We start from the raw sequence: 24,786 nt of genomic DNA, 5'->3' as shown, positions 1-24,786 counted from the left end.
TGATCTGATAATCGGGTTTTAGTCGGGTACCCAGATGCCATCCTGCATATGCAAAATGGTATCGGCCGATTTGGCCAGCTCTTCATCATGGGTCACAATTAGCATGGCCATATTAAACTCACGGCGCAGCTCGCGTAACAGCTCAAAAATCTTGATGGCGGTTTTACGGTCCAGGTTCCCGGTCGGTTCATCAGCCAGCATGACTGCCGGCTTGGTGACAATGGCACGCGCCAAGGCCACACGCTGACGTTCACCACCCGACAGTTCACCCGGTTTATGGGTCAATCGATGCGATAAGCCCACCCGATCCAGCAGATATTCGGCCTGCTGTTTGACTTCTTTAAAGTTGCTTTCCTTACGCAGCATCAAGGGCATTGCCACATTTTCCAGCGCACTAAATTCAGGTAGCAAATGGTGGAACTGATAAACAAAGCCCAGATATTGGTTACGCAAATAACCACGCTCAGCTTCGCCTAAATTGTCAAAGCGCTGGCCATTTAAATAAACCTCGCCCTGACTTGGACGATCAAGCCCGCCAAGGACGTGCAGCAAGGTACTTTTACCTGAACCACTGGCGCCGACAATCGACACAAATTGTCCCTGTTCGATTTTTAAATCGAGGCCGCGCAGCACATCTACTGTGGTTTTGCCATCAGTAAAATGTTTAGTGACCTGTTTGGCTTCTAGTACAGTTTTATTCATAACGAAGCGCCTCTGCAGGTTGAATTTTCGCCGCGCGTAACGCCGGATAAATTGTGGCCAGGAAACTTAAAATTAAAGACAGACTGACAATAACCACGACATCTTGCCATCTTAAATGCGATGGTAAGTAGTTAATGAAATAGGCATCAAACAGATTTAAGCCTAACACATTGTTCAGCCAGGCAATAAAACCACTAATGCTGGAGGCAAAAATAATCCCGAGAATCGCACCGGAGACTGTCCCGATCACGCCAATCACAGTACCTTGCACCATAAAGATTCGGGTAATTGTGCCCGGAGATGCACCTAAGGTCCGTAAAATTGCGATATCAGCTTTTTTGTCAGTCACTACCATCACCAGAGAAGAGACAATATTAAAGGCTGCGACCAGTACGATTAGGAACAGTAACAGGCTGACCATGGCCTTTTCCATCTGAATCGCACTAAACAGGTTGCCATGGGTATAGGTCCAGTCCGAAGCATAGAAATTGGCTGGCAGTTCACTCACAATGTCGTTGGCAACGATAGGTGCGGCAAAAATATCGTCCAGCTTCATGCGTACGCCTTGTGCGCCATCCGGCAGACGTAACAAGGTCGAAGCATCATTCAGGGCGATATAGCCCATCATCGAATCAACTTCAGCACCAATGCTGAAAATCCCCACAATGGTAAAACGTTTAAAACGTGGCACCACACCGGCCGGCGACGGCGTTGCTTCAGGCAAGACCAAAGTAATACTGTCATTTAAACTGAGGCCCAAGGCATCGGTCATTTGCTTGCCCAGCACAATCCCAAACTCGCCTTTTTTCAGGTTATCAATGCTGCCTTCCACCATATGCTGATGAATAATCGAAACTTTCTTCTCATATTCCGGCTCGATACCGGTCACCATAATGCCGGAAACCTGACCGTGTGCGGTCAACATCCCCTGTAATTGGGTAAACGGTGCAGCACCTGTAACGTGCTCATGTTGCTCAACTTTTTTTGCAAGTTCAGGCCAATCTGTTAAAATCTGGGTAGATGAAACAGTCGCTTGCGGAATCATCCCCAAGACCCGGTTCTTCAATTCACGGTCAAATCCGTTCATCACAGATAACACTGTAATCAGAACAGCAACACCTAAAGTGAGACCGATCATTGAAACCAGAGCAATAAAAGAAATAAAGTGATTACTGCGCCGAGCGCGCGTATATCTCAACCCTATATATAGCGAGATTGGTTTAAACATACCATCTAGTCCGAGGTAATACATTATGGAAAATTTACAGCATCAAAACGCTCAAAATGAACGTCGCGTGATGTCACGTATCGATGCTGCGTTGAGAATCAACTATCAGCTTATTTCTGATCAAGTTGCTCTTAATGATCCTTACGATCCTAATTTTATGTTGCCGCGTTATTTTCTACTACTCGCTGAATTAGATCAATTTGATCATGCGCTTAACTACGAATTAGAACAATTATCTGAAAAAGATCAACAAATTGCTCGAATCTTATCCTTATTCAACCAAAAATTAAACCTGATTACCGGTTCTTTATACGATGCAATTGTACAAAGCATGTTACCTGTACCAGAACAGGTCAACTTTTCCGAAAGCGGTTTAAGCTTCTACAGCGAGCGTGAAATTGCCGATGGCCGCTATATTCACGTGACCTTAAGTCATCCGGAAAACTTCTTTCATATTGCTGCAACCGCCCAGGTGGTCTATAGCAATGCCGAAGATAATGGCCGCTATCGTACCGGCGCCTATTTTATTACTTTACACCCGCAAGACCGCAGCAAACTGACCGAAGTCATCCAGCAGTGTCAATCTAAATAAGTTTCAGGATGTGCCTGTTTACGTGCCAACGTGCGGCTAGCACGTAAATCATGGAAAAAATATAAGAACAAGCCAAACAATAAGACCAAGGCTCCCATCAGCACCGTCAAGCTCAAAGCCTCCTGATTCAGGAATGCGCCAATTAATAAGGCCAGCATTGGGGTCATGACAGTGGTCAGTGACAATGTGGTCGCCTGAATATTCTGTACCAGCTTAAAATAACAGAACATGGCAATCAGTGAGGCCATCACCACGGTATACAGTAAAGAGAATAAAGCCTTGGTTTCCGGAATTTCAGTCGGTGCATAAGGCCAGATCAACGGCAACATCAAAATTGCCATCAAGGTTGAAACCAGGATTGATCCGGTGGCCTGTGCCACAGGTTCCACCTTGGCATTCACTTTTTTGACCCAGAAAATGGACATGGCATAAATCAGCACGCTCAGCAGCATCAGGCCAATCCCGACCGGCTGTACATGCTGGTTTTCTCCGCCCAAACAGATAATGCCCAGTCCCAGCACCGCAACCAGCATCCCGAACCATTGCAGTTTTTTCAGACGCTGCTGAAAGGCAAAACGCCCGATCAGGCCGGCAATAATCGGCGCCAGACCAAACATCAGTGCAATCATGCCCGAACTTAAATAGCTGGTGGCCAGATAGGTAAAAATCTGGGAACCAAACAGGCTGCAGGAACCCGCCACATAACTGTGCAATGCCGTCTGATCAACCGGAAAACGCACTTTGAGCAGCAACAAAAAGATAAAGGCCAGCGGCAAGGCAATAAAAAAACGTAAAGCCAGCGCCCACAGCATATGTAGATCCGACACACTCCAGACAATCGCCAGCGGTGTCGAGGCCCAGATAAACACCAGCAGCATATAAGTCAGGGCAATATTATTTTTTGAGGGCATGTAATTCAGCCGGTTTTACGTTTTTGTTTTTGAATGGTCTGATCCAGACTGCTGGAAAATTCACGTTTATCGCGTTCGGAAATTGGCGGTGGCCCACCGGTCTGCACGCCAGCGCCGCGCAAGGTATCCATAAAATCACGTAAATGCAGCCGCGCTTTAACATTGGCGGTGGTATAGATTTCACCACGTGGATGAATCGCAATACCGCCCTTTTCAATCACCTGCGCTGCCAGTGGAATATCCTGAGTCACCACAATATCATTGGCCTGCATTCGCTCAACAATTTCCTGATCGGCCGCATCCGCCCCGCTCATGACCTGCAAGGATTTAATCCGCACCGATGGGGTAATACCCACATTCTGATTGGCCACAAAAATTACTTCGAGCTGATAACGGTCTGAAGCCCGGATAATCACATCTTTTAAAATTCTTGGTAAGGCATCGGCATCCACCCACAGCTTAAATGGCAGCACTTTCAATTCCGGCAATTTTGATGCCCCTAGTGTAGCAAAATTCACTCAACGCCGCGGTGGGAAATACAGGCTTTTTCTCGAAGATGCTGCTGGAGTAATAACTCGCTGGATCAGCTGATTTTGCTTGAACTGCCTGAGCACATCTTTTGACTTTTCTCATCATTTCGGGCATTTTCAAAGGAGAAATCGGCGCCCAGACTTGAAAAATTTAAAACACCCTCGATTAAATAGATTAAGGCCACTCGACATTCTCTTAACGTGCTTATGAAAAATCAGAACAGACCAGACATTATTACCATTGAAGATCAAAGTTTTGGCAGCCATGTAGAGCATTGGACGCTGCTCACCGATCAGCCGAATGTTGATGTTCCCAAATGGTTAGGTCAGGCACTGGATGCACCCATCATGCCAATGGGGCTATGCACACAAGAATGTGATATGGATGACAGCACCTGGCTGATTCAGGGCCCGGTCAAACAGCCGATTCAACTGGCGCAGGTCATTGCCGTAGAGGCCAATCAGCCGAAAGCGGTTAAAACAGCCTTTCCATGCTTTGAAAGCCCGTATAAAACCCCGGTGACCATTGAACGGATCATTAGCTGCCCTTCCAATACCCAGGCAGTTTTGGGATTGAATCTGGGTGAAAACACCACGGTCTATGCCTTTGACAGTCTGTATAGCGTCAATCATCACCAGTACCAAAAAGACCAGACTTATATCGCGCATCTGAATGGTTGGGCTTACGAGCTAGAAGCCGTGGCAGAAGATGAGCAGCTGATTGTTGATGATCCGGCCTCGATTAAACATCACCGTGCCTTAAATGATATTCTGGCGGCCAATAATGGCGTTGCCCCAGCCAATTTACAGGAACAGATTGACGCCTGGGAGCCAAAATCTGAAGAAGATAAAGCCCCGGTGACCGTGAATTTCTCCAAAATGGTGGCCTATTTATATGGCGAAGTCTTAGGACAGGAAGATGAAGCCTGGTTCCAAGGCAATGTGGTCGGTAAAACCCAAGCACAGTTTATGAATCAGGATTACACCCTGTATGATGTCTGCCTGATTCATGAAGACAACCAGCCAGCCACTTTAATCCGTATTGCGACCAAAGAACCCAAGTTTGCTGATTTTGAAATTGGCCAGTTCATTCGCGGCAATATCTGGATTCAGGTCAGTATTTACGCGAAAAAACAATAATTTATATTTAAAGAAAGACCTGCTTCAATATGAGCTTTCAGCTTGAAGCAGGTCTTTTTTGTATCTTTTGAATTTATTTGATTATATTTTATCCACAGTTTTATTCTAAATATCACTATTTTAAATTCAAAAATCACTTATTTATCCACAGTTTTAAATTTTAAAGCTTATTATTTAATCTCTATTGATTTTCATAGACTTAGATTAAATCTGTTTAAAAATTGAATATTGAATAAATCCGGTCAACAGAATGAAGAGATGATGTTCTGATTTTAAATCGGCTGAAAAGTTTATTAAGGAAAATGTATTTAGTACTTTATTTAACCAATTTTTTATGTTAATAATATGTGACAAATCGAAAGTATCAACGATAAATAGATCACTGGAATATAATATCTATGAAAATCGTGCAAGAAGAAAACTTACAATCTGTTGAACATCAAATGGGTCAGCGTTATCGTCTGGATAAAATGTCCTGCCTGTTTTTTGTTCTGGGCATGATGATTTCTGCCTACCTGCTGCATCAATTTATTTTTTAATCCGTATTCCATAAAAAAAGCCCATCCTGATGATGGGCTTTTTCGTATACGCTGGATTAGCCGTTGCGTTTGGCAAAGTCATCCATAAAGTTAACCAGTGCCTGAACACCTTCAAGTGGCACGGCATTATAAATGCTGGCACGCATACCACCAACTGAACGGTGACCAGCCAGATTCAACAGATGATTGGCTTCCGCTTCTTGCAGGAACTGTTTTTCCAGATCGGCATTGGCCAGCGTAAATGGTACGTTCATGATCGAACGGTTGGCTTCAACAATCGGGTTGGCGTAGAAATCGCTTGAATCGATATAACCATACAGCAGTTTGGCTTTTTCAAGGTTGGTCTGATGCATGGCATCAACCCCACCATTTTCCAGTAACCATTCAAAAACCAGACCGGATAAATACCAGGCATAGGTCGATGGCGTATTCACCATTGAACCATTTTTCGCCTGATCTGAATATTTCAGGATGCTTGGAATTTCCGGCTTGGCCTGATCCAGTAAATCTTCACGGATAATCACCAGGGTTAAACCTGCCGGGCCAATATTTTTCTGTGCACCCGCATAAATTAAACCAAACTTGCTAACATCTAGCGGTGCAGACAGAATGCTAGATGAATAGTCACACACCAACGGCTTGTCGGTTTCAGGAATGCTGGCAAATTGCAGACCACCAATGGTTTCATTGTCGGCATAATGCACATAAGCTGCATCTGCAGATAAATCCCACTCGCTTTGCGCGCTAATCGCATGTTTACCATCAATCTGAATACCTGCGTTCACGACATGAATATCGCCATAACGCTGTGCTTCTTTTAATGCTTTTTCAGACCAGATACCGGTATGGATATAATCGGCCTTGTCATTTTTACCGAGCAGGTTTAATGGAATTGCCGAGAATTGTAAGGATGCCCCACCCTGCAAGAACAGTACTTTATAGTTCTCAGGAATGTTCATGAGTTTGCGTAAATCGGCTTCTGCTTTTTCTGCAACCGCAACATAATCTTTGCTACGATGGCTCATTTCCATGATCGAAAGGCCTTTGCCGTGCCAGTCCAGCATTTCTGCTTGAGCTTTTTCTAATACGGCAGTGGGTAATGCAGCAGGGCCAGCACAGAAGTTGTACGCGCGCATGATTTTTCCTTGTCAAGGTGAAACACAATAAAATAGGCATTTAACCACATCTTGCTCGGGCTTGCACAAAATTATTTCAATCTTGGCACGCAGATACAGTCGAAAAATCAATATAGATTCACAAGATAATTTTAACTTTTCCAGCAGATTGGAAGCCTATTCATCTCTATATCTGGCCCAATGTGGATGACCTTTTTCTCTTGATTAAATGTAATTTGCGCTGATCTTAAGCATATATGCAGTAATAGGCAGTGATCTGGTCAAGCGCAGTAAAATGTAGCGATTAAGAGTGCACTCACTCACCAAATACCTGAATATTCAAGTTGCGGATTTTACTGCTACCGCCCGGCTGGTCAAAGCTGACGTCATATTGCACCAGATTTTTTGGATACGCATATTCATAGCTAATCTTGTACTGCCCCGGCTGATTGCTACCGGTTTCAATACTTTTGGTCATCAGGGTACGCGACTTATACTCGTCTTTTGGAATCACCTTGGCAAAGCGTTTCATGACTTTCTGATTGTCCTGAAAATGGCTTTTGAGTTCTGGCTCGAGATGATTCAGAAACTGCTCGAACTCGCCATCACGTAAATTGTCATAGGCCGCCTGTGCCACCTGTTCCTGCTGCGGACTCGGATTTGGAATGGCGTCCATGGCTTTTTGACCCAGCTGATCACATCCGGCCAAAGCCAGAACACTCAAGCCCATCCATAATTTAAGCTGCATATCGGGTTATTCCTGTACGGTACTGTGTAAAAAAGGACGCCGAAGCGTCCTTTTCATGAGAAGAAAAATTATTCTTCAGCCGGTTTTTCATCCTGCTCAGCAGCTACTGCATCGGTCTCTACCGTATCTAAAGCTGTATTTTCATCAGCTAAATCTTCAGAAAATTCATCTTCTTCCACGGCTTCAATCGCTTCTACACCCACCAAGGTTTCATTTTCACCTAAACGGATTAAACGTACACCTTGCGCATTACGACCAGTTTCTGCCACTTCCGAAGCACGGGTACGTACCAGCGTACCGCCATCCGAAATCAGCATCAATTCTTTCGAGGCATCAATGGCCACCGCACCGACCAGTTCACCGTTACGTTCAGAGGTCTTGATCGCAATTACACCCTTACCGCCCCGTTTTTTGGTCGGGAAGTCATCGACCGGAGTACGTTTACCATAACCATTGGCGGATGCACACAGCACTTCACCGGTTTCTGGCACCACGACCAGCGACACAATCCGGCTAACAAAATTGCTATCGGTTGCATCATCTTCGCTATCGGCTGTATCGTCTTCGGCCTCTTCCGCTTGAGCTGCACCAATGGTGACACGCATACCACGCACACCTTTGGCTGAACGGCCCATGGCACGAACATCAGTTTCAGCAAAACGGATTGCCTTACCTTCATTCGAGAACAGCATGATCTGCTGCTCGCCATCGGTAATCGCCACGCCAATCAGGGTGTCTTCTTCGTTCAGTTCAATGGCACGTAAACCGTTAGAACGCACATTGCTGAACTGCTCCAGCTCGACACGTTTAACCGTACCAGACGCTGTTGCCATAAACACATAGAAGTTTTTGCGCAGATTTTCAGCCTGCTCGGCAAATTCTGCAACAATTTCATCATCCAGGTCTGTGGCTGACAGCTCTAGGCCCAGCTGCTTTAACTGAACACGCAAGGCATCCGACAGATCATCACCATCTGCCAGTTCTGCAAATGCGGCTTCAAGTTCGACATAATGGCTAGCAATTACTTGATTTTGCTGTAATTGTACTGAGTTGGCTTTCACAAAACTACGGAAATCGGCCAGACGCTCTTTGAATTTCTTCGGTGCATCAATTACTGGCAGAATCGCGGTAATGGTTTCATTGGCATCTAATGGCAACAGGTTGACCATTGGACGGCCTTTCGAACCACGTGAAGCTTGTGGCACTTCAAATACTTTCAGGCGATAGACCTTACCGACATCGGTAAAGCACAGTACGGTCGCGTGGTTCGAGGTGACAATCAGATGCTGGATATAATCATCTTCTTTCATGCTTGTGGCAGACTTACCACGACCACCACGGCGCTGAGCCTGATAATCGGACAATGGCTGAGTCTTGGCATAACCGGATTGTGAAACGGTTAACACCACCTGCTCTTCAGGAATTAAATCTTCACGCGAGAAGTCGATGCGGGATTCAACAATTTCAGTGCGACGTGCATCGCCATATTGCTGCAATAACAGCGCCAGCTCTTCACGAATCACCGCCATCAATAAATTAAAGTCATTTAAAATAGCAGTGTATTCAGCGATTTGCGCCAGAATTTCAGAATATTCTGCATGTAACTTGTCTTGTTCCAGACCGGTTAAGCGGTGTAAACGCAGTTCCAGAATCGCACCGACCTGCGCTGGAGAAAGACGATAAACATCTCCATCCAAACCAAATGGACGGCTTAAATCTTCACCTTCAATTTCATCCGGGCGAATAGACACGGAACCGGCTTTTTCCAGCAATGCCACCACACCACCAGCGGCCCATTCGCCAGCCTGTAAACGCTCACGCGCTTCGGCCGGGTTGGCAGAAGTTTTAATGGTTTCGATGATGGCATCAATATTCGCCAAAGCAACGGTCAGACCTTCCAAGATATGACCGCGTTCACGTGCTTTGCGCAGTTCATACATGGTACGGCGAGTCACCACTTCCTGGCGGTGACGGATAAACGCAGCAATGATGTCTTTCAGGTTCATCAGTTTTGGCTGGCCGTTGTCGAGGCAGACCATGTTGATACTGAACGAGTTTTCCAGCTGCGTGTTCAGGAACAGGTTATTGACGATGACTTCGGCGTTCTCACCACGTTTCAAGTCAATCGCAATGCGCATACCGTCTTTATCGGACTCGTCACGTAACTCCGAGATTCCTTCCAGTTTTTTCTCTTTAACCAGTTCAGCAATACGCTCAATGGTTTTGGCTTTGTTAACCTGATACGGAATTTCAGTAAAGACAATGGTGGTACGACCAGATTTCTGGTCTTCTTCAAAATGATATTTACCACGGATATGCAAACGGCCTTTACCGGTACGGTAAGCATCGACAATGCCCGATTTACCGTAAATGATGCCGCCTGTCGGGAAGTCTGGACCACTGATGTGTTCCATCAGGCCTTCAATGCTGATATTCGGATTATCGGCATAGGCCAGGCAGGCATTAATCACTTCGGTAAGGTTATGCGGTGCCATATTGGTCGCCATACCGACGGCAATACCGGCAGAACCATTCACCAGCAGGTTTGGAATACGGGTTGGCAGAACGTCAGGAATACGCTCCGAGCCATCGTAGTTATCGACCCAATCTACGGTATCTTTTTCCAGATCGGCCAGGAGTTCATGGGCCAGCTTGGTCATACGTACTTCGGTATAACGCATTGCGGCCGCACTATCGCCATCAATCGAACCGAAGTTACCCTGACCATCCACCAGTTGATAACGCAGACTGAAGTCTTGCGCCATACGAACGATGGTTTCATAGACTGCGGAATCGCCGTGTGGATGGTATTTACCGATCACATCACCCACAACACGGGCAGACTTTTTGTAGGCTTTGTTGTAGTCATTGCCCAATTCGTGCATTGCATAAAGCACACGACGATGAACAGGTTTTAAACCATCTCGTACATCTGGCAATGCCCGTGACACAATCACGCTCATTGCATAATCGAGATATGAATGCTTGAGTTCATCCTCAATGGCAATCGGTCTAATTTCCGATACGCTCATGCATACTCCTTGTTATACAAGCAGATTTCTGCCCGCATTTTATATCGTAAATTTGGCAAAAAATTTAACTCAAAACTTGAGTTAAAAAACGAAAATTTAGCTGGGAATTATAGCATAAATAGTCCTATTTTTGTGTCATCCTGTTCATCTTAATCTTGTTAATTTTCTAATGTTTAAAGATGAGTTTTTGGTACATTTTTAAGCTATTTTTGCCAATCGGTCTTGCAGCTACTTTTATCAGCATATCCAGCTGTGAAATCCATCGCGCCACATGGCATTTCTGCTCATTTGATCAATATTGCGCTATGCATAAAATATACGCTTTGCGACAAAATTGGCCTTGGATCAAGCAATCTTCTTTTTTGAAATAAAAGACATAAAAAAATCATGCCTCGGACAAGGCATGATTTATATTTGAGAGCATGATGTGAAACCGACTTAGTTCTTGGCCACCGCTTCGTGATCATCCAGCTCCAGATATACTGGCTCGGCCACCACTGGCGGTTTATCCTGCTTCATAATATGCAGAGTCATCATGAATAAGCCCAGGATTAACGGGAATTCATACATTTCTTCCATAAAATCTTTATAAGCCACATCGTGCAGGAAAATAAAGCTGATGGCACGGCCATGTTCGATAGAATCTGCGGCAATTAGACCGACTACACTCAAAATTAAAACCCAGAGCGGCAAGGATACCGACTTAAATTTACGCACAATTTCGGCACGCAAATGACGAGAGAACAGCATAAACACCACAGGCGCAATCAGCACAATTGAAATCGCTCTGAAATACACTTTCGGCACTTCCGGAAAATAATCTCGCCCCCAGCTGATACTGCGGCCAAACAACAATAGCCACCAGCAAATTGCCCATAACCAGAACTGCTTTTGTCCATCCGCCAAATCAAAAGGACGGATATAAAAATAACTGAATATTGCACAGAACAATAATAAGAAAGCCTGAACATTTTCAACGCCACGCACGAGCTGACCATCTAAAAGTGGCAGATGCAAATCGACCAGGAATGGCAAACCTAGACACAGCAGAAATAAGATAAAGACTTGATTGGACAATCGGGTATCAAAACTCAATGGGAGACTCCGGCTGACGAAATCAAAGATTTCAAAAACCGGCATACTAGCATAATTTTTAGACTCTTCTGCTGTTTATTGAATTTAACAATACTAAAAATGTTAAATTTTGATGAATTCCGATAAAAAATTACAGAATAAAAAACGCCCCTGAACAAAACAGCAAAGTAAAAACTTTTACTGCTTGCGCAAGAGCGTCTTTTTAACCGAAGTTCAGGAATTAGATTTTAGAAACCAATTCTGGAACTACAGTGTTCAAGTCACCTACTAACCAGTAGTCAGCTACTGCATTAATTGGTGCTTCTTCATCTTTGTTGATCGCAACGATCACTTTAGAATCTTTCATACCGGCCAAGTGCTGGATCGCACCTGAGATACCCACAGCGATGTACAGATCAGGGGCAACGATTTTACCTGTTTGACCAACCTGCATATCGTTTGGAACGAAGCCCGCATCAACCGCTGCACGAGATGCACCTTGTGCTGCACCTAGCTTGTCTGCCAGTGGATCAAGTACTTTGTGATAGTTCTCACCTGAACCTACACCACGACCACCTGATACTACAATACGTGCAGCTGTTAATTCAGGACGTTCAGATTTCACGATTTCTTCGTTCACAAACTTAGAAATACCTGCATCGCCTGTAGATGCCGCAGCTTCAACCGCAGCTGAACCACCTTCCGCAGCAACCGCATCAAATGCTGTACCACGTACAGTACCGACAACAATTGCTTCTGAAGATTCAACAGTTGCAATCGCGTTACCGGCATAAATTGGACGCTTGAATGTATTTGGACTATCTACTGCAATAATGTCAGTAATCATGCTGACATCCAGCAATGCTGCAGCGCGAGGTAAAATGTTTTTACCTGTTGTTGTAGATGCTGCAAGGATATGGCTATAGCCTTTACCCAATTCAGCAACCAGTTTTGCGACATTTTCAGCCAGCTGATTTGCATAGGCAGCATCATCAGCCAGTAATACTTTGCTCACGCCCGCAACTTTAGCTGCCTGATCAGCAACTGCTTGCGCGCCAGAACCAGCAACCAATACAGTGATATCACCACCGATTTTTTGAGCTGCAGCCACAACGTTTAACGTTGCACCATTTAGTGCTTTGTTGTCGTGCTCAGCGATAACTAAAATACTCATGATTTATATCCTTCTGTATTAGATCACTTTCGCTTCATTTTTTAATTTTTCAACAAGCTCATCTACAGACTTCACTTGTACGCCCGCTTTACGTTCAGCTGGTGACTCAACTTTTACAGTTTTCAGTTTAGTCCCGGCTGATACACCGTAATCTGCAGGAGACTTGGTATCCAGCGGTTTTTTACGCGCTTTCATAATGTTTGGAAGTGCCGCATAACGTGGCTCATTCAAACGCAAGTCAGTCGTGATGATTGCTGGCAGTGATAATTCAACAGTTTGTAAACCGCCATCGATTTCACGTGTCACTTGTACTTTGTCGCCGTCTACTTTCACTTCAGAAGCGAATGTACCTTGACCTGCGCCCAGTAAAGCACCCAACATCTGACCCACCTGGTTTGAGTCATCATCGATTGCCTGTTTACCTAAAAGGATCAGTTGTGGCTGCTCTTGCTCAACAACACCTTTTAAAATTTTAGCCACTTCAAGTGCGCCAATTTCATCTGCAGTTTCAACTAAAATACCGCGGTCAGCACCAAGCGCCATAGCAGAACGGATTTGTTCCTGCGCTTCTTTAGGACCGATAGAAACAACAACGATTTCTGAAACTGTTCCTTTTTCTTTTAGACGAACCGCTTCTTCCACGGCGATTTCACAGAATGGGTTAATTGACATTTTAACGTTAGTAAGGTCAACCCCACTATTGTCCGGTTTAACGCGAACTTTAACGTTGGCATCAACCACACGTTTTACAGCAACAAGAGCCTTCATGTAATCCTCGGCTGTTTTAGTAAATGTAAAAGATGAGAAAAGTTAAGATAACTCTTCACTTAAATTTTTGTAGGTGTCTTATCTTGCAATGGGTTTGGCATTTCGGTCAAGTCACAATTGCCCAAGAAGCTGTAAAAATGCGTAAAAATAGCTGAACGTTGCGTTCATACTTTTTTCATCCAGCTTAACCCAGCTATATTTCAGCCAGATTAAGCCATATTTTAACCATTGATTTATATTATCTTTTTATCTTATGTATCACATCAGTTGTTCTGATTAACCAGCCAGCACAATAAAATGAATTATTATTCATTTTTTACCATAGCAGACCGAAACCTGGCTATTTTGATGTCATTTAGGATAGCAGTTTGTATCCCATGTGAGACTTTGGTCTAAGATGACCATCGGTTCATTTCTGTTTTTGTAACAATTCTCTTTTTCACGCTCTCCATATAAAAAAGCATGTCGACCTAGGACATGCTTTTTCTAAATTTCACAGCTTAATTGACCATTAACCAGCTGGCCGCCAGCGCCAGTAAACCACCAGATGTACCATCAATCCACTTCTGTTTACGTTCATCCAGCTGGGTTTTCTGGGTGATTTTGGCAAAGATCAGACTTAACGCGCAGTACACAATAAAAATTAGCCCAATAAAAATGCAGGACAATAACAAGCCTTGAGTAACGGTATTTCCAGTTTTATCAATAAACTGCGGCAAAATCGCAAAGTAAATCAGCATGCCTTTCGGATTCAACAGTGCCGTAAAAAATCCTTTGCGCACCGGATGACTGCTGCTGCGACTTTCAATCGCCAGCTTTTTCTTGCTCAATACCGACTTGAATAAACCCACCGCCAAATACAGCAAATATGCGATACCTAACCAGCGAATCGCTTCAAATAATAGCGGAAAGGACACAATAATCGCGGCAATTCCCAACGCCACCAGAATCGAATGCACCAGATAACCACTACACACGCCGACTGTGGCCATCATGCCTGCTTTTGCATCTTTACCCATCACTTGCGACAAAATGAATAACATATCCGGCCCCGGCGTAAAAATCAGCGGCAACACAGTCAATGCAAAAAGTACCCATACAGACATTTCCTTTTTCCCGTCGTACTTGAGAAAGTGAAAATTAGTATCTGCGAAACGCTATAAAATAGGATTTCAAATATTCTATAATTTAAATAATTTTTCAAATTATCTTCTAATTTATGAAGCAATATCCAAAGTCTGTTCGAATAAATCTGGATCGCATCGACAAAAATATCATTCGAGCTTTACAGAACAATGGCCGCATTCAGAATAACGATTTGGCCCGTGAAATTGGCCTGTCGCCGTCCTCCTGCTTAAGACGGGTGAAAATTTTAGAAGAAGCCGGAGTAATCCAGAATTACACTACGGTGGTGGACCCGCATAAGATTGGGTTTCAACTGATTTTATTTTCCCGGATCTGGCTGGTCGGGCAGGATGCCGAAACTATTGATACCTTCATTGAGGCGATGAAAGAATTACCGCAGGTGATGGAGTGCTATATTATTTTGGGGGAATGCGATGCCATGCTGAAAGTGGTGGTGCCCGATTTAGAAAGTTATCGTAAATTTCAGTCCACCCATTTAACCAAAAAAAATGGCATCACCAGTGTCAAAACCGATTTGCCAAGTCAAATTATTAAACAGAGTTTTCAGCTGCCGCTGGAAGATTTATAAGCCTAGCCGGCGATTTTGAAGATTGTTAAGTTGCAGCACGCAAGATAACCTTCTCTTGCTATGCTGCACGTAGTGCTTATGTTTAAGCCTGCTGACCATCCAAAAAGTCGCGGTGCACGTGGCTTAAATCAATCAGGTCATATTCAGCCAGATTAAACACTTTCCAGACCTGCATAAAATCTTCAGTTGCATCGACGGTTTGGGTCAATTGCTGGCTTTCCTGCCACTGACGATCGGAAATCCATAAATAGCCTTGACCTGTTTCCGTATGAACCGCCTGCACCTTACCTTGTGCGTTAATGCCTTGAATCACGGCCTGTTCAGGTAAAATAGCCTGCATGGCTGGCAGGTTAATTTCCACAAAGTGTTTCACCTGTCTTAAACCATAACCGGCAAAAATTTCTTTTTGCGCCGGACTCAGCTGTTCATATTTTTGTTGAATATCCGAAATCATATCTATGCCTTTACATTTTTCCCAAATCATCAATCAGGTTGGGTCCTTGGAATTTTTGTGCTCGTTCTGAATATTACTCGAGTCAAAAATTAACCCTCTTTATACGCCATCTCCACCTTTATTTTTATTCTACAATGGTGGCACATGCTCATGCCTGACACCTCTATTCTAGTCTTTCACCCGTGAATTGAAAGTCCTTTTCACCCACCTCAATTCAGCCCTGCTCTTTGCGCTGCGCCCTTGGATGAGCCTGATCATAAACCTGCGCCAAATGATCAAAATCGACATGGGTATAAATTTGTGTGGTGGTCAAATTACTGTGCCCCAACATCTCCTGCACCGCACGCAAATCGCGGCTATTGGATAACATGTGACTGGCAAAACAATGTCGCAATAAGTGCGGATGCAAATCGACATTGACACCAGCACGCTGGGCCTGCAATTTGACCCGGTTTTCAATTTGCCGCGCACCGAGTGGTTGTCCTTTTTCCGTAATAAACAGCTGCGCATCCGGGACAAAATCACCCTGCCACAGCGGATAAATCTGTAGCCAGCGCATCACACTGCCTTTGGCTTTAGAACCAAACGGTACCACCCGGGTTTTATTGCCCTTACCGGTAATCCGCAATAACTGCCGGTTAAAATCCAGATCTTTAATTCTTAAGCCCTGCACTTCCGCCAGACGCAATCCACTGGAATACAGCAGCTCCAAAATCGCTTTATCACGAATCCAGAGCTGTTTTTGCCGCTCTGACTCCGGCTCTGGCTGATCTAAAATCTGCTGTACCGTTTCAATATCGACCATGCCCGGCAAAGGACGTGGCTGACGTTTTAACTGAAAATCATCAGCCGGATTAAACGCCAAATACCCCCCCTGTTCAGCCCATTTCATAAACTGGCGAATAGAAGACAACATGCGCTGCAAACTGCTGGAACTCAACTGCTGCGCTTCGACCTTATGCGCCAAAAACTCACGCAAGTCAGCGGTTTCCACATCGGCCAGCGGCATGTTTTTCTGCTGACAAAAATGAAGGAAATCACCAACATCACGTGCATAAGCATGCAAAGTATGTGCCGACTGATGCTGGATTTCGCGTTGTTTCAGCCACATCTCCAGTAACTGTTCAGCACTTAACTTCATCACACCATCCTATGTTCTGGTAAAAAATTGTCTTTTAAAAAGTAGCTTTGCAAAAATAGTCGTGTAAAAAACGGTTGATCTCCCCGGCGACACGTTCAGCCTGCGAGGATGCAAATCAGTGATCAGCATCGGGCATAATCACCAATCGGGCATTCGGCAACTGCCGGGCCAGAAACTCACCAACGGCAACCGGACTCAATTCATCCTGATCGGCCCAAAGCAATAACACCGGCAGATCAATACTGGCCAATTGTTCCGGATGATAATAGGTCTGATCTTCCACAAACCACTGCGGCAGCTTGGCCCATTGCAGGGGTTCAATCTCACGCCAGTCTTTGGCCTGAAACGGAGTTAAATCCAGTCCGCCCGAAGTAGCCATTAACACCAAGGCCCGAAGTCTATTCGGCTGCTGCAATGCAGCGGCTATGGCCAACACTCCGCCCATCGACTGGGCAATCAGAATGCTGTCCTCTTCAATCTGACTGATCACCCGCGTTTTCAGATCGGCCAGACTCTGAATGCTGGCATCGGCTTCTACCCCATCAAAACCGGGATAAGCAATCACGGTTTTCCGGGCCGATGCTGGCAACCGGGCCATTAACGGCTGCCAGAATTGCTGACTACCTGAGGCACCCGGCAGAAAAACAAGTTTATGCATCATCATGGCTCTGCAGGCAAAACTCAAATCATCCTAACATAAAAAAGCACCGTGAATAGAACGGTGCTTTTGTATAGGAAATGGTCAGATTAGCCCTGGAAATAACGTAAATCCAGACGGCCTTCATAGACATTGGCAGTTGGACCGGTCATCCAGACCACATCGCCTTCTTTCCATTCGATCTGTAACTTGCCACCCGCCAGTTCAATTTCAACTTTGCTGGCCAGTAAGCCACGGCGCATGCCTGAAACTGCTGCTGCACACGCGCCCGTACCGCAGGCCAGCGTTTCACCGACACCACGTTCAAACACACGTAAACGGGCATGCTGTTCATCCAGAATTTGCATAAAACCGGCGTTCACGCGCTGCGGGAAACGCTCATGCGATTCAATTTGTGGACCTAAACGTGCGACATCAGCCGTCAGAATATCCTGCACAATGGTCACAGCATGTGGATTACCCATATTGACCACATCAATGCTCAGCTTCTCTTCATTGGCCAGCATCAGGTCATATAAGTTATCCGGTTCATCGGCAATAAACGGAATTTCTTGCGGCAGGAATTTCGGCTGCCCCATATTTACCCGCACCCAGCCATTTTGACCCAGTTCCGGCTCAACAATCCCGGCTTTGGTTTGCACCTTGATTTTGGTTTTGCTGGTCAGCTGGCGCTCATGCACAAAACGCGCAAAACAGCGTACGCCATTACCACACTGCTCGACTTCTGAGCCATCGGCATTAAAAATACGGTATTTAAAATCGGCATTCGGAACATCAGGTGGCTCAACCACCAGCAACTGGTCAAACCCGACACCAAAGTGACGGTCGGCCAGACGCTGAATGGTCAGACTATCGAAATAGGCGCGCTGGCTGATTAAATCAACCACCATAAAGTCATTGCCCAGACCATGCATCTTGGTAAATTCTAAAAACATCCTGATTTACTCCTTAAGGCAATAAACGCTCACGTTCCCAGAGTGATTCAATAGTTTCACGTTCACGAATCAGATGTGCCTGATCACCATCGACCATCACTTCTGCAGCACGGCCACGGCTGTTGTAGTTGGAGCTCATCACAAAACCATAAGCGCCGGCACCCAGCACTGCCAGTACATCGTTTTCCTGAATGGCAAGATCACGCTCTTTACCAAGGAAATCACCTGTTTCACAGATGGCACCGACTACATCCCACTGTTGGGTTTCGACATCGGTACGTGGCGTCACCGGCTGAATGTCCATCCACGCTTCATATAAAGCAGGACGAATCAGGTCATTCATTGCCGCATCAATAATTGCGAAATTACGGTGATTGGTCGGTTTGAGTAAATCGACTTTGGTCAGCAGCACACCGGCATTGGCGGAAATACTCCGGCCCGGTTCCATATACACTTTCAGGCCCAGTTTTTCTAAAGCCGGGCGCAGTGCATTGGCATATTCTTCAACCGATGGCGGAGTTTCATCTTTATAGGTCACGCCCAAGCCACCACCAATATCAATGTGTTTGAGTGTGATGCCCATCTGTTTCAGCTGCTCGATCATCAGCATGACCCGATCCAGCGCATCAACAAAAGGCTGGGTTTCGGTCAGTTGTGAACCGATATGACAGTCAATCCCGACAATGTCCAGATTAGGTAACGATGCTGCATATTGATAGGTATCAAATACACTATCTGATGGAATACCGAATTTGTTTTCTTTTAAACCGGTTGAAATATAAGGATGGGTTTTGGCATCGACATCCGGATTCACACGTAAAGAAATTGGCGCTTTAACCTTCAGTTCAGCCGCCACTTTCTGAATCCGATCCAGCTCTGCATAGGATTCAACGTTAAAGCAGGCAATGCCCACTTCCAGTGCTTTTTTAATGTCAGCTTCGGTTTTGCCTAAACCTGAGAATACAATTTTCGAAGCATCGCCACCGGCTTTCAACACGCGCGCCAGCTCGCCGCCGGTCACGATATCAAAACCCGCACCGAGCTTGGCCAATACATTCAGCACCGCAATATTGGAGTTTGACTTGACCGCAAAACAGATTTGATGGTCGATAAAGCCAAAAGCACGATCCATATCTAAATAATGCTTTTCAAAGGTTGCTTTTGAATAAACATAAAGTGGTGTGCCAAATTGCTGCGCCAGCTGTTGTAAAGAACATTGTTCGGCGTGCAAAACCCCATTGATGCGGGTGAAACTCATGAATGTATCCTTTCTATGAACGTTAAGGTGTCGTCGTGGAATTCGAAGCTACAGGTGCAGCAAACTGTTGCTGTACCGGTGCAGGTGTCGGCTCTTCAGGATGTTGCTCTGAATCGACATTGGGATATAACAGATATTTGGCACGTTTGTCGTAATTTGGATCACTCGGCAACTGTAAAGCTCCCGATTGACCACAACCGACCAGTACAAAACTGGCTGTCAATAAACTGATGCAGCAAATGACAGAACGCATCTGACCACCTATTTAAAATTTTCCATGAAGTATAACGCGATCACTGCTGTGACCAAAGTGTTAAACGCTAGAGATTAGCCTGTGCCATAAAAAAACGCCAGTTGGACACTGACGTTTTTTGTTGTGCAATGGCTTATTTCTGTTTTGGCTTATAGAAACCGAAATAGCCAATCAGCAGAATCACAAACCAGATCGGACTGATCATTAAGGCTTGCAAGGTATCTGACTCCAGAGACAGCACATAGATCATACTAATAAAGAAGATGATCACCATCCAGCAGGTAAACAGGCCACCCGGCAATTTAAAAGTCGACTGGGCATGCAGTTCCGGACGGGTTTTGTAATAGACAATATAGCTCCAGATAATAATCAGCCAGACGCAAATAAACAGAATGGTCGAAAGCGTGGTCGCCAACGTAAAGGCTTTCACGGTATCGGGTACAAAGTATTGTAACGCCGCACCCAACAGCAGACACACCGCCGAGAAATACAACGCATTGGCTGGTACTGCACGTTTATTTAAACGGCCAAAAGCTTTAGGACCCTGCTGCTCACGTGACAGACCAAACAGCATCCGGCTGGTCGAGAATACGCCACTGTTCATCGACGACATCACCGAAGACAGCACCACCAGGTTCATGATAATCGCCGCGGCCGCAATACCCGCCTGACTGAACAAGTTGACAAACGGCGAGATATTCGGATCAATCTGGTTCCATGGCGTTACCGACATCACAATTAATAAGGCCAATACATAGAAAATGATGATACGTACCGGAATCGAGTTCACCGCTTTCGGCAGGTTTTTCTCCGGATCTTTGGTTTCAGCCGCTGTGGTACCGACCAGTTCTACCCCAACAAAGGCGAAAATCGCAATCTGGAAACCGGCCAGGAAGCCCATAGTACCTGTCGGGAACAAGCCGCCATGACTCCAGATATGCGTAAAGGATGCGACTGCGCCGGCATCTGAGGTAAAGCCGGTAAAAATCATCCATAAACCGACTGCAATCAGCACAATAATGGCAATAATTTTAATCAGTGCAAACCAGAACTCCATTTCACCAAACAGCTTCACCGTCACCAGGTTCAAGCCCATAATGAAGACAATAGCTGCAATACTGATCATCACCCCTTCTTCAGGCGTAAACGGCATCCCGCCATTAAAGAATTGCAGGTAATAAATAATCGCCGACAGGTCTGCAATGCCGATGGTGATCCAGCACAGCCAGTAGGTCCAGCCGACGAAATAGCCGGCCCACGGGCCAATCAGGTCGGTGCTGAAATCAATAAAGGATTTATATTGCAGATTGGACAGCAACAGTTCGCCCAGCGCCCGCATCACGCAGAACACCATAAAACCAATAATCATATAAATAATCAGGATCGATGGCCCGGCCAGGCTGATGGTTTTGCCTGAGCCCATGAACAATCCTGTTCCAATGGCGCCACCAATGGCAATCAGCTGTAAATGCCGGTTAGATAAGCTTCGCTGCAGATCGCCTTTTTCTTGTGACGAATTTGTATTTTGATACGACATTATTGAATTCAACTTCAGTGTTAACCACGACAAACTAACGTAAAAGAAATCAGAAAACAAAAAGAAATGCCGCTTCATCTATATTTTCTGCGGAATAATTAAATTTAATTTATTTTTCTTATAACAAAAAGTTATCAATTTATCCAAAGGGAGGATTGACAAGGTTTATATCAATTTTCTTGTCAAAACATAAATTCTGTGTAACAAATAAAAATGCAGCACGCAACTATATCTCTTGCTCAGGATGAGCATGGCATATCAATTGCTTATATAGAAAACAAAATATCTATTTTGAGACATAAGAAGAAACAATGATGCAAGATTTACAAACACTCATGGAAACCCTTAGTGGCTGGGTCTGGGGCCCATATATGCTGGTGCTGATTGTCGGTACCGGGATATTCCTGACCTTCCGCCTGCTGTTCTGGCAATTCCGGATGCTGCCGTTGGCCTTTAAACAGGTTTTTGGCAAACACCCGGACAAACATTCCGGCGATATTTCCCAATTCGCCTCCCTCATGACCGCACTTTCTGCCACCATTGGTACCGGTAATATTGCCGGTGTGGCCACAGCCTGCGTACTCGGTGGTCCGGGCGCCGTATTCTGGATGTGGATGACCGCCCTGTTCGGGATGGCGACCAAATATGGCGAAGGTGTTTTGGCGGTCAAATACCGGGTAAAAAACGAGAAAGGTGAAATGTCCGGTGGTCCAATGTATTACATTGAACGTGGCCTGAAATGGAAATGGCTGGCGCTGATTTTCGCCTTTTTCGGTGCAGTGGCCTCCTTCGGGATTGGTAGCTCGGTGCAATCCAACACGGTAGCACTGGCCGTTGAAAATGGGTTTGGCCTGGAAACCTGGATTACCGGCATCATCATTACCGTATTTTCAGCCCTGGTAATTCTGGGCGGGATTAAATCCATCGCCAAAGCCTCTTCGGTTATTGTGCCGATTATGGCGGTTGGTTATATGGCCGGTGGTTTGGTCATCATCCTGAATAACCTTGAACTGGTGGTGCCAGCACTCAAAATGATTGTCACCTATGCCTTTACCGGTGAAGCTGCCGCAGGTGGTGCGATTGGTGCCGCGATCCGTTATGGTGTTGCGCGCGGGGTCTTCTCCAATGAAGCCGGTATGGGTTCTGCGCCAATTGCTGCCGCTGCGGCCAAAACCGACCATCCGGCACGTCAGGGTCTGGTTTCAATGACTGGTACCTTTATTGACACCATTATTGTCTGTTCAATTACCGGTATTGTGCTGGTCATGGGCTTTATTATGGCCGGTCAGTCTTTTGGTGATCAGAACGGTGCAGTACTGACCATTAGCGTATTCGACAAACTGCTGCCGGGAATCGGGGGCTGGGTGGTGACTTTCGGGGTGATCTTCTTTGCCTATTCGACTATTTTAGGCTGGAGCTATTACGGTGAAAAATGTGCGACCTATCTGCTTGGTGAGAAATTTGTACTGCCGTATCGCCTGATTTACATTGCGTCGGTGTTTATTGGCTGTGTCGCAACTCTAGATCTGGTCTGGCTGTTTGCCGATACCTTTAATGGTTTAATGGCAGTACCGAACTTGATTGCCTTATTGCTGCTGTCGGGTGTAATTGCCAAAGAATCGAAAGATTTTATTGCACGACGCAAATCCGGCGAACTTTACTAAAGCGTTTAGACAAAACTACAAGATTAACCACCTGCGGGTGGTTTTTCTTTGCCGCTGTATCAACAATTTGAAAATCGGCATTTCCTCTGTATGCTGTGGGGCAAGATTTAAAAAACACATTCCAGACGTTTATTTATGGCAAAAGCAAAAAGTGTCTATCGCTGTGAACAATGCGGCGCAGATCATCCTAAATGGGCCGGTCAATGTTCAGACTGTGGTGAATGGAACTGTTTAACCGAAGTCAGTATTGCCCCTGCGGTGACCCATCGAGCCCAGCCGCGTATGGGCGGCGGCTATGCCGGTCAGGCTTCAACTGTGACCACTTTAAACCAGATTTCAGTCTCTACCGAAACCCGCCTTGCCACCGGTATTGGCGAATTTGACCGGGTACTTGGTGGTGGTCTGGTCACTGGTTCAGTGGTGCTGATTGGTGGTGATCCCGGGATTGGGAAATCGACCATTTTGCTGCAAACCGCGACCCATATGGCCGCCAGCAACAGCGCTGCCTTATATGTCACTGGTGAAGAATCCTTATCACAGGTGGCCTTACGCGCGCAGCGTCTGGATTTACCGACCGATCAGCTCAAGGTGATGGCTGAAACCTGTGTGGAACGGATTTGTGAGGTACTGGCCCAGCAACGTCCTGCAGTGGCGATTCTGGACTCCATCCAGACCTTATATACTGAAACCTTGCAGTCTGCACCGGGCGGCGTATCGCAAATCCGTGAATCGGCGGCGCTCCTGACCCGTTTTGCCAAAAATAGTGGCACAGCCTTGTTTATTGTCGGTCATGTGACCAAAGAAGGTGCATTGGCCGGGCCACGTGTGCTGGAACATATGGTGGACTGTGTGCTGTATTTTGAAGGTCAGTCCGATTCCCGCTACCGGATGATTCGTGCGGTCAAAAACCGTTTTGGCGCGGTCAATGAACTGGGCGTGTTTGGCATGACCGATAAAGGCTTGCGTGAAGTGGCCAATCCGTCAGCGATTTTCCTGAGCCGTTATGATGAAGCCATTCCCGGCTCAATTGTGATGATTAGCCGCGAAGGTACACGACCGCTGTTGGTGGAAGTACAGGCACTGGTCGATGATGCACATGGTCAGCCGCGCCGGGTCGCACTTGGCTTAGAACAAAACCGGCTGAATATGCTACTGGCGGTGATGCATCGCCATGGCGGCGTGCAGACGTCCGGTCAGGATGTCTATGTCAATATTGTCGGCGGGCTGAAAATTACCGAAACCGGCTCCGATCTGGCGGTGCTGCTGGCCTGTGCTTCCAGTATTCGCGGCAAAGCCCTGCCCCAGCAACTGGCGGTGTTTGGTGAAGTCGGTTTATCCGGTGAAATCCGTCCGGTGCCGAATGGTCAGGAACGTCTAAAAGAAGCGATTAAACATGGCTTTAAATATATTATTTTGCCACGTGCCAATGCACCGCAAAAAGCGATTCCAGGGGTGCAGGTGATTGCGGTGGCCCGTTTGCATGAAGCCCTGAGCGAGGCCATGAGTTTAAGTGAAGAACTGCACTAGAGCCTTTGCCCTATTTTTTGAGCTTTTCATGTGAAAAAAGCTGAATTCTGTATTGAAATTCGGGACAAATGCCTGCATAAATACAGGGCGAT

General features: G+C 45.8%; 24 protein-coding genes. 6 read left to right on the top strand and 18 right to left on the bottom strand.

The features are described from left to right. Nucleotides 1-18 precede the first annotated feature (18 nt). Both lolD and P253_RS01625 read right to left on the bottom strand, forming a co-directional pair. Entirely contained in the window at nt 19-702 is a 684-nt protein-coding gene (gene lolD, locus P253_RS01630) for a lipoprotein-releasing ABC transporter ATP-binding protein LolD (protein ID WP_005176563.1), read from the bottom strand. Beyond that, complete coding sequence (locus tag P253_RS01625; protein WP_016659999.1) at nt 695-1,930, bottom strand: lipoprotein-releasing ABC transporter permease subunit; 1,236 nt, start codon at nt 1,928-1,930, stop codon at nt 695-697. Before P253_RS01625 ends, lolD begins: the two co-directional genes overlap by 8 nt. 25 nt (nt 1,931-1,955) lie before the next feature. Here P253_RS01625 and P253_RS01620 point away from each other — a divergent pair, with 25 nt between their 5' ends. Next, nucleotides 1,956-2,522, top strand: a complete 567-nt coding sequence (locus tag P253_RS01620; protein WP_016659998.1) for a PilZ domain-containing protein — start codon at nt 1,956-1,958, stop codon at nt 2,520-2,522. On the opposite strand, the gene P253_RS01615 is transcribed toward P253_RS01620, so the two are convergent. Together P253_RS01615 and P253_RS01610 are read right to left on the bottom strand one after the other, a co-directional pair. Next, nucleotides 2,510-3,433, bottom strand: a complete 924-nt coding sequence (locus P253_RS01615) for a DMT family transporter (RefSeq protein ID WP_016659997.1) — start codon at nt 3,431-3,433, stop codon at nt 2,510-2,512. The genes P253_RS01620 and P253_RS01615 overlap by 13 nt on opposite strands. Before the next feature lie 5 nt (nt 3,434-3,438). After that, nucleotides 3,439-3,906: a YaiI/YqxD family protein gene (locus P253_RS01610; protein ID WP_005176559.1), complete on the bottom strand. Its 468-nt coding sequence runs from the start codon at nt 3,904-3,906 to the stop codon at nt 3,439-3,441. Nucleotides 3,907-4,170: 264 nt separating this feature from the next. Here P253_RS01610 and P253_RS01605 point away from each other — a divergent pair, with 264 nt between their 5' ends. Continuing rightward, nucleotides 4,171-5,103: a hypothetical protein gene (locus P253_RS01605; RefSeq protein ID WP_005176558.1), complete on the top strand. Its 933-nt coding sequence runs from the start codon at nt 4,171-4,173 to the stop codon at nt 5,101-5,103. Between the two features lie 398 nt (nt 5,104-5,501). Next, nucleotides 5,502-5,642, top strand: coding sequence for a hypothetical protein (locus P253_RS15835; protein ID WP_005176552.1), 141 nt, complete (start codon nt 5,502-5,504; stop codon nt 5,640-5,642). 56 nt (nt 5,643-5,698) lie between these two features. On the opposite strand, the gene serC is transcribed toward P253_RS15835, so the two are convergent. The 7 genes from serC to P253_RS01570 form a co-directional block, all read right to left on the bottom strand. Then, the gene (gene serC, locus P253_RS01600) at nt 5,699-6,778 is read right to left on the bottom strand and encodes a 3-phosphoserine/phosphohydroxythreonine transaminase (RefSeq protein ID WP_005176549.1); all 1,080 of its coding nucleotides are present in this window, start codon (nt 6,776-6,778) and stop codon (nt 5,699-5,701) included. 295 nt (nt 6,779-7,073) lie between these two features. Then, nucleotides 7,074-7,505 (bottom strand): hypothetical protein, encoded by a 432-nt coding sequence (locus P253_RS01595; protein ID WP_005176544.1) that lies wholly within the window; start codon nt 7,503-7,505, stop codon nt 7,074-7,076. Nucleotides 7,506-7,573: 68 nt separating this feature from the next. Next, the gene (gene gyrA / locus P253_RS01590; RefSeq protein WP_016659996.1) at nt 7,574-10,537 is read right to left on the bottom strand and encodes a DNA gyrase subunit A; all 2,964 of its coding nucleotides are present in this window, start codon (nt 10,535-10,537) and stop codon (nt 7,574-7,576) included. A gap of 438 nt (nt 10,538-10,975) precedes the next feature. Further along, nucleotides 10,976-11,677: a hypothetical protein gene (locus P253_RS01585; RefSeq protein WP_016659995.1), complete on the bottom strand. Its 702-nt coding sequence runs from the start codon at nt 11,675-11,677 to the stop codon at nt 10,976-10,978. Between the two features lie 175 nt (nt 11,678-11,852). Beyond that, nucleotides 11,853-12,785: an FAD-binding protein gene (locus tag P253_RS01580; protein ID WP_005176532.1), complete on the bottom strand. Its 933-nt coding sequence runs from the start codon at nt 12,783-12,785 to the stop codon at nt 11,853-11,855. Nucleotides 12,786-12,803: 18 nt separating this feature from the next. Beyond that, nucleotides 12,804-13,553, bottom strand: a complete 750-nt coding sequence (locus P253_RS01575) for an electron transfer flavoprotein subunit beta/FixA family protein (RefSeq protein ID WP_005176529.1) — start codon at nt 13,551-13,553, stop codon at nt 12,804-12,806. 500 nt (nt 13,554-14,053) lie between these two features. Beyond that, nucleotides 14,054-14,659: a LysE family translocator gene (locus P253_RS01570; protein WP_016659994.1), complete on the bottom strand. Its 606-nt coding sequence runs from the start codon at nt 14,657-14,659 to the stop codon at nt 14,054-14,056. A gap of 113 nt (nt 14,660-14,772) precedes the next feature. Between P253_RS01570 and P253_RS01565 the strand changes: the two genes are divergently transcribed. Beyond that, nucleotides 14,773-15,267, top strand: coding sequence for an Lrp/AsnC family transcriptional regulator (locus P253_RS01565; RefSeq protein ID WP_016659993.1), 495 nt, complete (start codon nt 14,773-14,775; stop codon nt 15,265-15,267). Between the two features lie 82 nt (nt 15,268-15,349). On the opposite strand, the gene P253_RS01560 is transcribed toward P253_RS01565, so the two are convergent. The 7 genes from P253_RS01560 to P253_RS01530 form a co-directional block, all read right to left on the bottom strand. After that, entirely contained in the window at nt 15,350-15,721 is a 372-nt protein-coding gene (locus tag P253_RS01560; protein WP_034597425.1) for a hypothetical protein, read from the bottom strand. Nucleotides 15,722-15,935: 214 nt separating this feature from the next. Beyond that, a complete protein-coding gene (locus P253_RS01555; protein WP_016659992.1) occupies nt 15,936-16,862 on the bottom strand; it encodes a tyrosine recombinase XerC in 927 nt (308 codons plus the stop codon). 115 nt (nt 16,863-16,977) lie between these two features. After that, on the bottom strand, nt 16,978-17,520 hold the full coding sequence (locus P253_RS01550; protein WP_042119390.1) for an alpha/beta fold hydrolase: 543 nt from the start codon (nt 17,518-17,520) through the stop codon (nt 16,978-16,980). A gap of 89 nt (nt 17,521-17,609) precedes the next feature. Then, the gene (gene dapF / locus P253_RS01545; RefSeq protein ID WP_016659990.1) at nt 17,610-18,455 is read right to left on the bottom strand and encodes a diaminopimelate epimerase; all 846 of its coding nucleotides are present in this window, start codon (nt 18,453-18,455) and stop codon (nt 17,610-17,612) included. Between the two features lie 13 nt (nt 18,456-18,468). Then, complete coding sequence (lysA, locus tag P253_RS01540; protein ID WP_016659989.1) at nt 18,469-19,713, bottom strand: diaminopimelate decarboxylase; 1,245 nt, start codon at nt 19,711-19,713, stop codon at nt 18,469-18,471. A gap of 22 nt (nt 19,714-19,735) precedes the next feature. Then, the gene (gene lptM / locus P253_RS01535; RefSeq protein ID WP_016659988.1) at nt 19,736-19,966 is read right to left on the bottom strand and encodes an LPS translocon maturation chaperone LptM; all 231 of its coding nucleotides are present in this window, start codon (nt 19,964-19,966) and stop codon (nt 19,736-19,738) included. Between the two features lie 133 nt (nt 19,967-20,099). After that, a complete protein-coding gene (locus tag P253_RS01530) occupies nt 20,100-21,503 on the bottom strand; it encodes an amino acid permease (protein WP_016659987.1) in 1,404 nt (467 codons plus the stop codon). Between the two features lie 314 nt (nt 21,504-21,817). Here P253_RS01530 and P253_RS01525 point away from each other — a divergent pair, with 314 nt between their 5' ends. Both P253_RS01525 and radA read left to right on the top strand, forming a co-directional pair. Then, a complete protein-coding gene (locus tag P253_RS01525; protein WP_034597619.1) occupies nt 21,818-23,167 on the top strand; it encodes an alanine/glycine:cation symporter family protein in 1,350 nt (449 codons plus the stop codon). A gap of 135 nt (nt 23,168-23,302) precedes the next feature. Beyond that, a complete protein-coding gene (gene radA / locus P253_RS01520; protein WP_016659986.1) occupies nt 23,303-24,694 on the top strand; it encodes a DNA repair protein RadA in 1,392 nt (463 codons plus the stop codon). Nucleotides 24,695-24,786: the final 92 nt, after the last annotated feature.

The sequence above is a fragment of the Acinetobacter indicus CIP 110367 genome, assembly GCF_000488255.1.
GTDB lineage: Bacteria > Pseudomonadota > Gammaproteobacteria > Pseudomonadales > Moraxellaceae > Acinetobacter > Acinetobacter indicus.
Note: the sequence above shows the minus strand (reverse complement) of the source record. Positions and strands in the feature narration are given on the sequence as shown.

Coding starts and splice junctions, on each gene's coding strand:
- P253_RS01625 (WP_016659999.1), bottom strand. CDS start 1,930: ATGTTTAAACCAATCTCGCTATATATAGGGTTGAGATATACGCGCGCT.
- serC (WP_005176549.1), bottom strand. CDS start 6,778: ATGCGCGCGTACAACTTCTGTGCTGGCCCTGCTGCATTACCCACTGCC.
- P253_RS01580 (WP_005176532.1), bottom strand. CDS start 12,785: ATGAGTATTTTAGTTATCGCTGAGCACGACAACAAAGCACTAAATGGT.
- P253_RS01530 (WP_016659987.1), bottom strand. CDS start 21,503: ATGTCGTATCAAAATACAAATTCGTCACAAGAAAAAGGCGATCTGCAG.
- P253_RS01550 (WP_042119390.1), bottom strand. CDS start 17,520: ATGCATAAACTTGTTTTTCTGCCGGGTGCCTCAGGTAGTCAGCAATTC.
- lptM (WP_016659988.1), bottom strand. CDS start 19,966: ATGCGTTCTGTCATTTGCTGCATCAGTTTATTGACAGCCAGTTTTGTA.
- P253_RS01585 (WP_016659995.1), bottom strand. CDS start 11,677: ATGCCGGTTTTTGAAATCTTTGATTTCGTCAGCCGGAGTCTCCCATTG.
- P253_RS15835 (WP_005176552.1), top strand. CDS start 5,502: ATGAAAATCGTGCAAGAAGAAAACTTACAATCTGTTGAACATCAAATG.
- P253_RS01565 (WP_016659993.1), top strand. CDS start 14,773: ATGAAGCAATATCCAAAGTCTGTTCGAATAAATCTGGATCGCATCGAC.
- dapF (WP_016659990.1), bottom strand. CDS start 18,455: ATGTTTTTAGAATTTACCAAGATGCATGGTCTGGGCAATGACTTTATG.
- lysA (WP_016659989.1), bottom strand. CDS start 19,713: ATGAGTTTCACCCGCATCAATGGGGTTTTGCACGCCGAACAATGTTCT.
- P253_RS01570 (WP_016659994.1), bottom strand. CDS start 14,659: ATGTCTGTATGGGTACTTTTTGCATTGACTGTGTTGCCGCTGATTTTT.
- P253_RS01595 (WP_005176544.1), bottom strand. CDS start 7,505: ATGCAGCTTAAATTATGGATGGGCTTGAGTGTTCTGGCTTTGGCCGGA.
- lolD (WP_005176563.1), bottom strand. CDS start 702: ATGAATAAAACTGTACTAGAAGCCAAACAGGTCACTAAACATTTTACT.
- P253_RS01620 (WP_016659998.1), top strand. CDS start 1,956: ATGGAAAATTTACAGCATCAAAACGCTCAAAATGAACGTCGCGTGATG.
- P253_RS01615 (WP_016659997.1), bottom strand. CDS start 3,433: ATGCCCTCAAAAAATAATATTGCCCTGACTTATATGCTGCTGGTGTTT.
- radA (WP_016659986.1), top strand. CDS start 23,303: ATGGCAAAAGCAAAAAGTGTCTATCGCTGTGAACAATGCGGCGCAGAT.
- P253_RS01575 (WP_005176529.1), bottom strand. CDS start 13,553: ATGAAGGCTCTTGTTGCTGTAAAACGTGTGGTTGATGCCAACGTTAAA.
- P253_RS01605 (WP_005176558.1), top strand. CDS start 4,171: ATGAAAAATCAGAACAGACCAGACATTATTACCATTGAAGATCAAAGT.
- P253_RS01555 (WP_016659992.1), bottom strand. CDS start 16,862: ATGAAGTTAAGTGCTGAACAGTTACTGGAGATGTGGCTGAAACAACGC.
- P253_RS01560 (WP_034597425.1), bottom strand. CDS start 15,721: ATGATTTCGGATATTCAACAAAAATATGAACAGCTGAGTCCGGCGCAA.
- P253_RS01525 (WP_034597619.1), top strand. CDS start 21,818: ATGCAAGATTTACAAACACTCATGGAAACCCTTAGTGGCTGGGTCTGG.
- gyrA (WP_016659996.1), bottom strand. CDS start 10,537: ATGAGCGTATCGGAAATTAGACCGATTGCCATTGAGGATGAACTCAAG.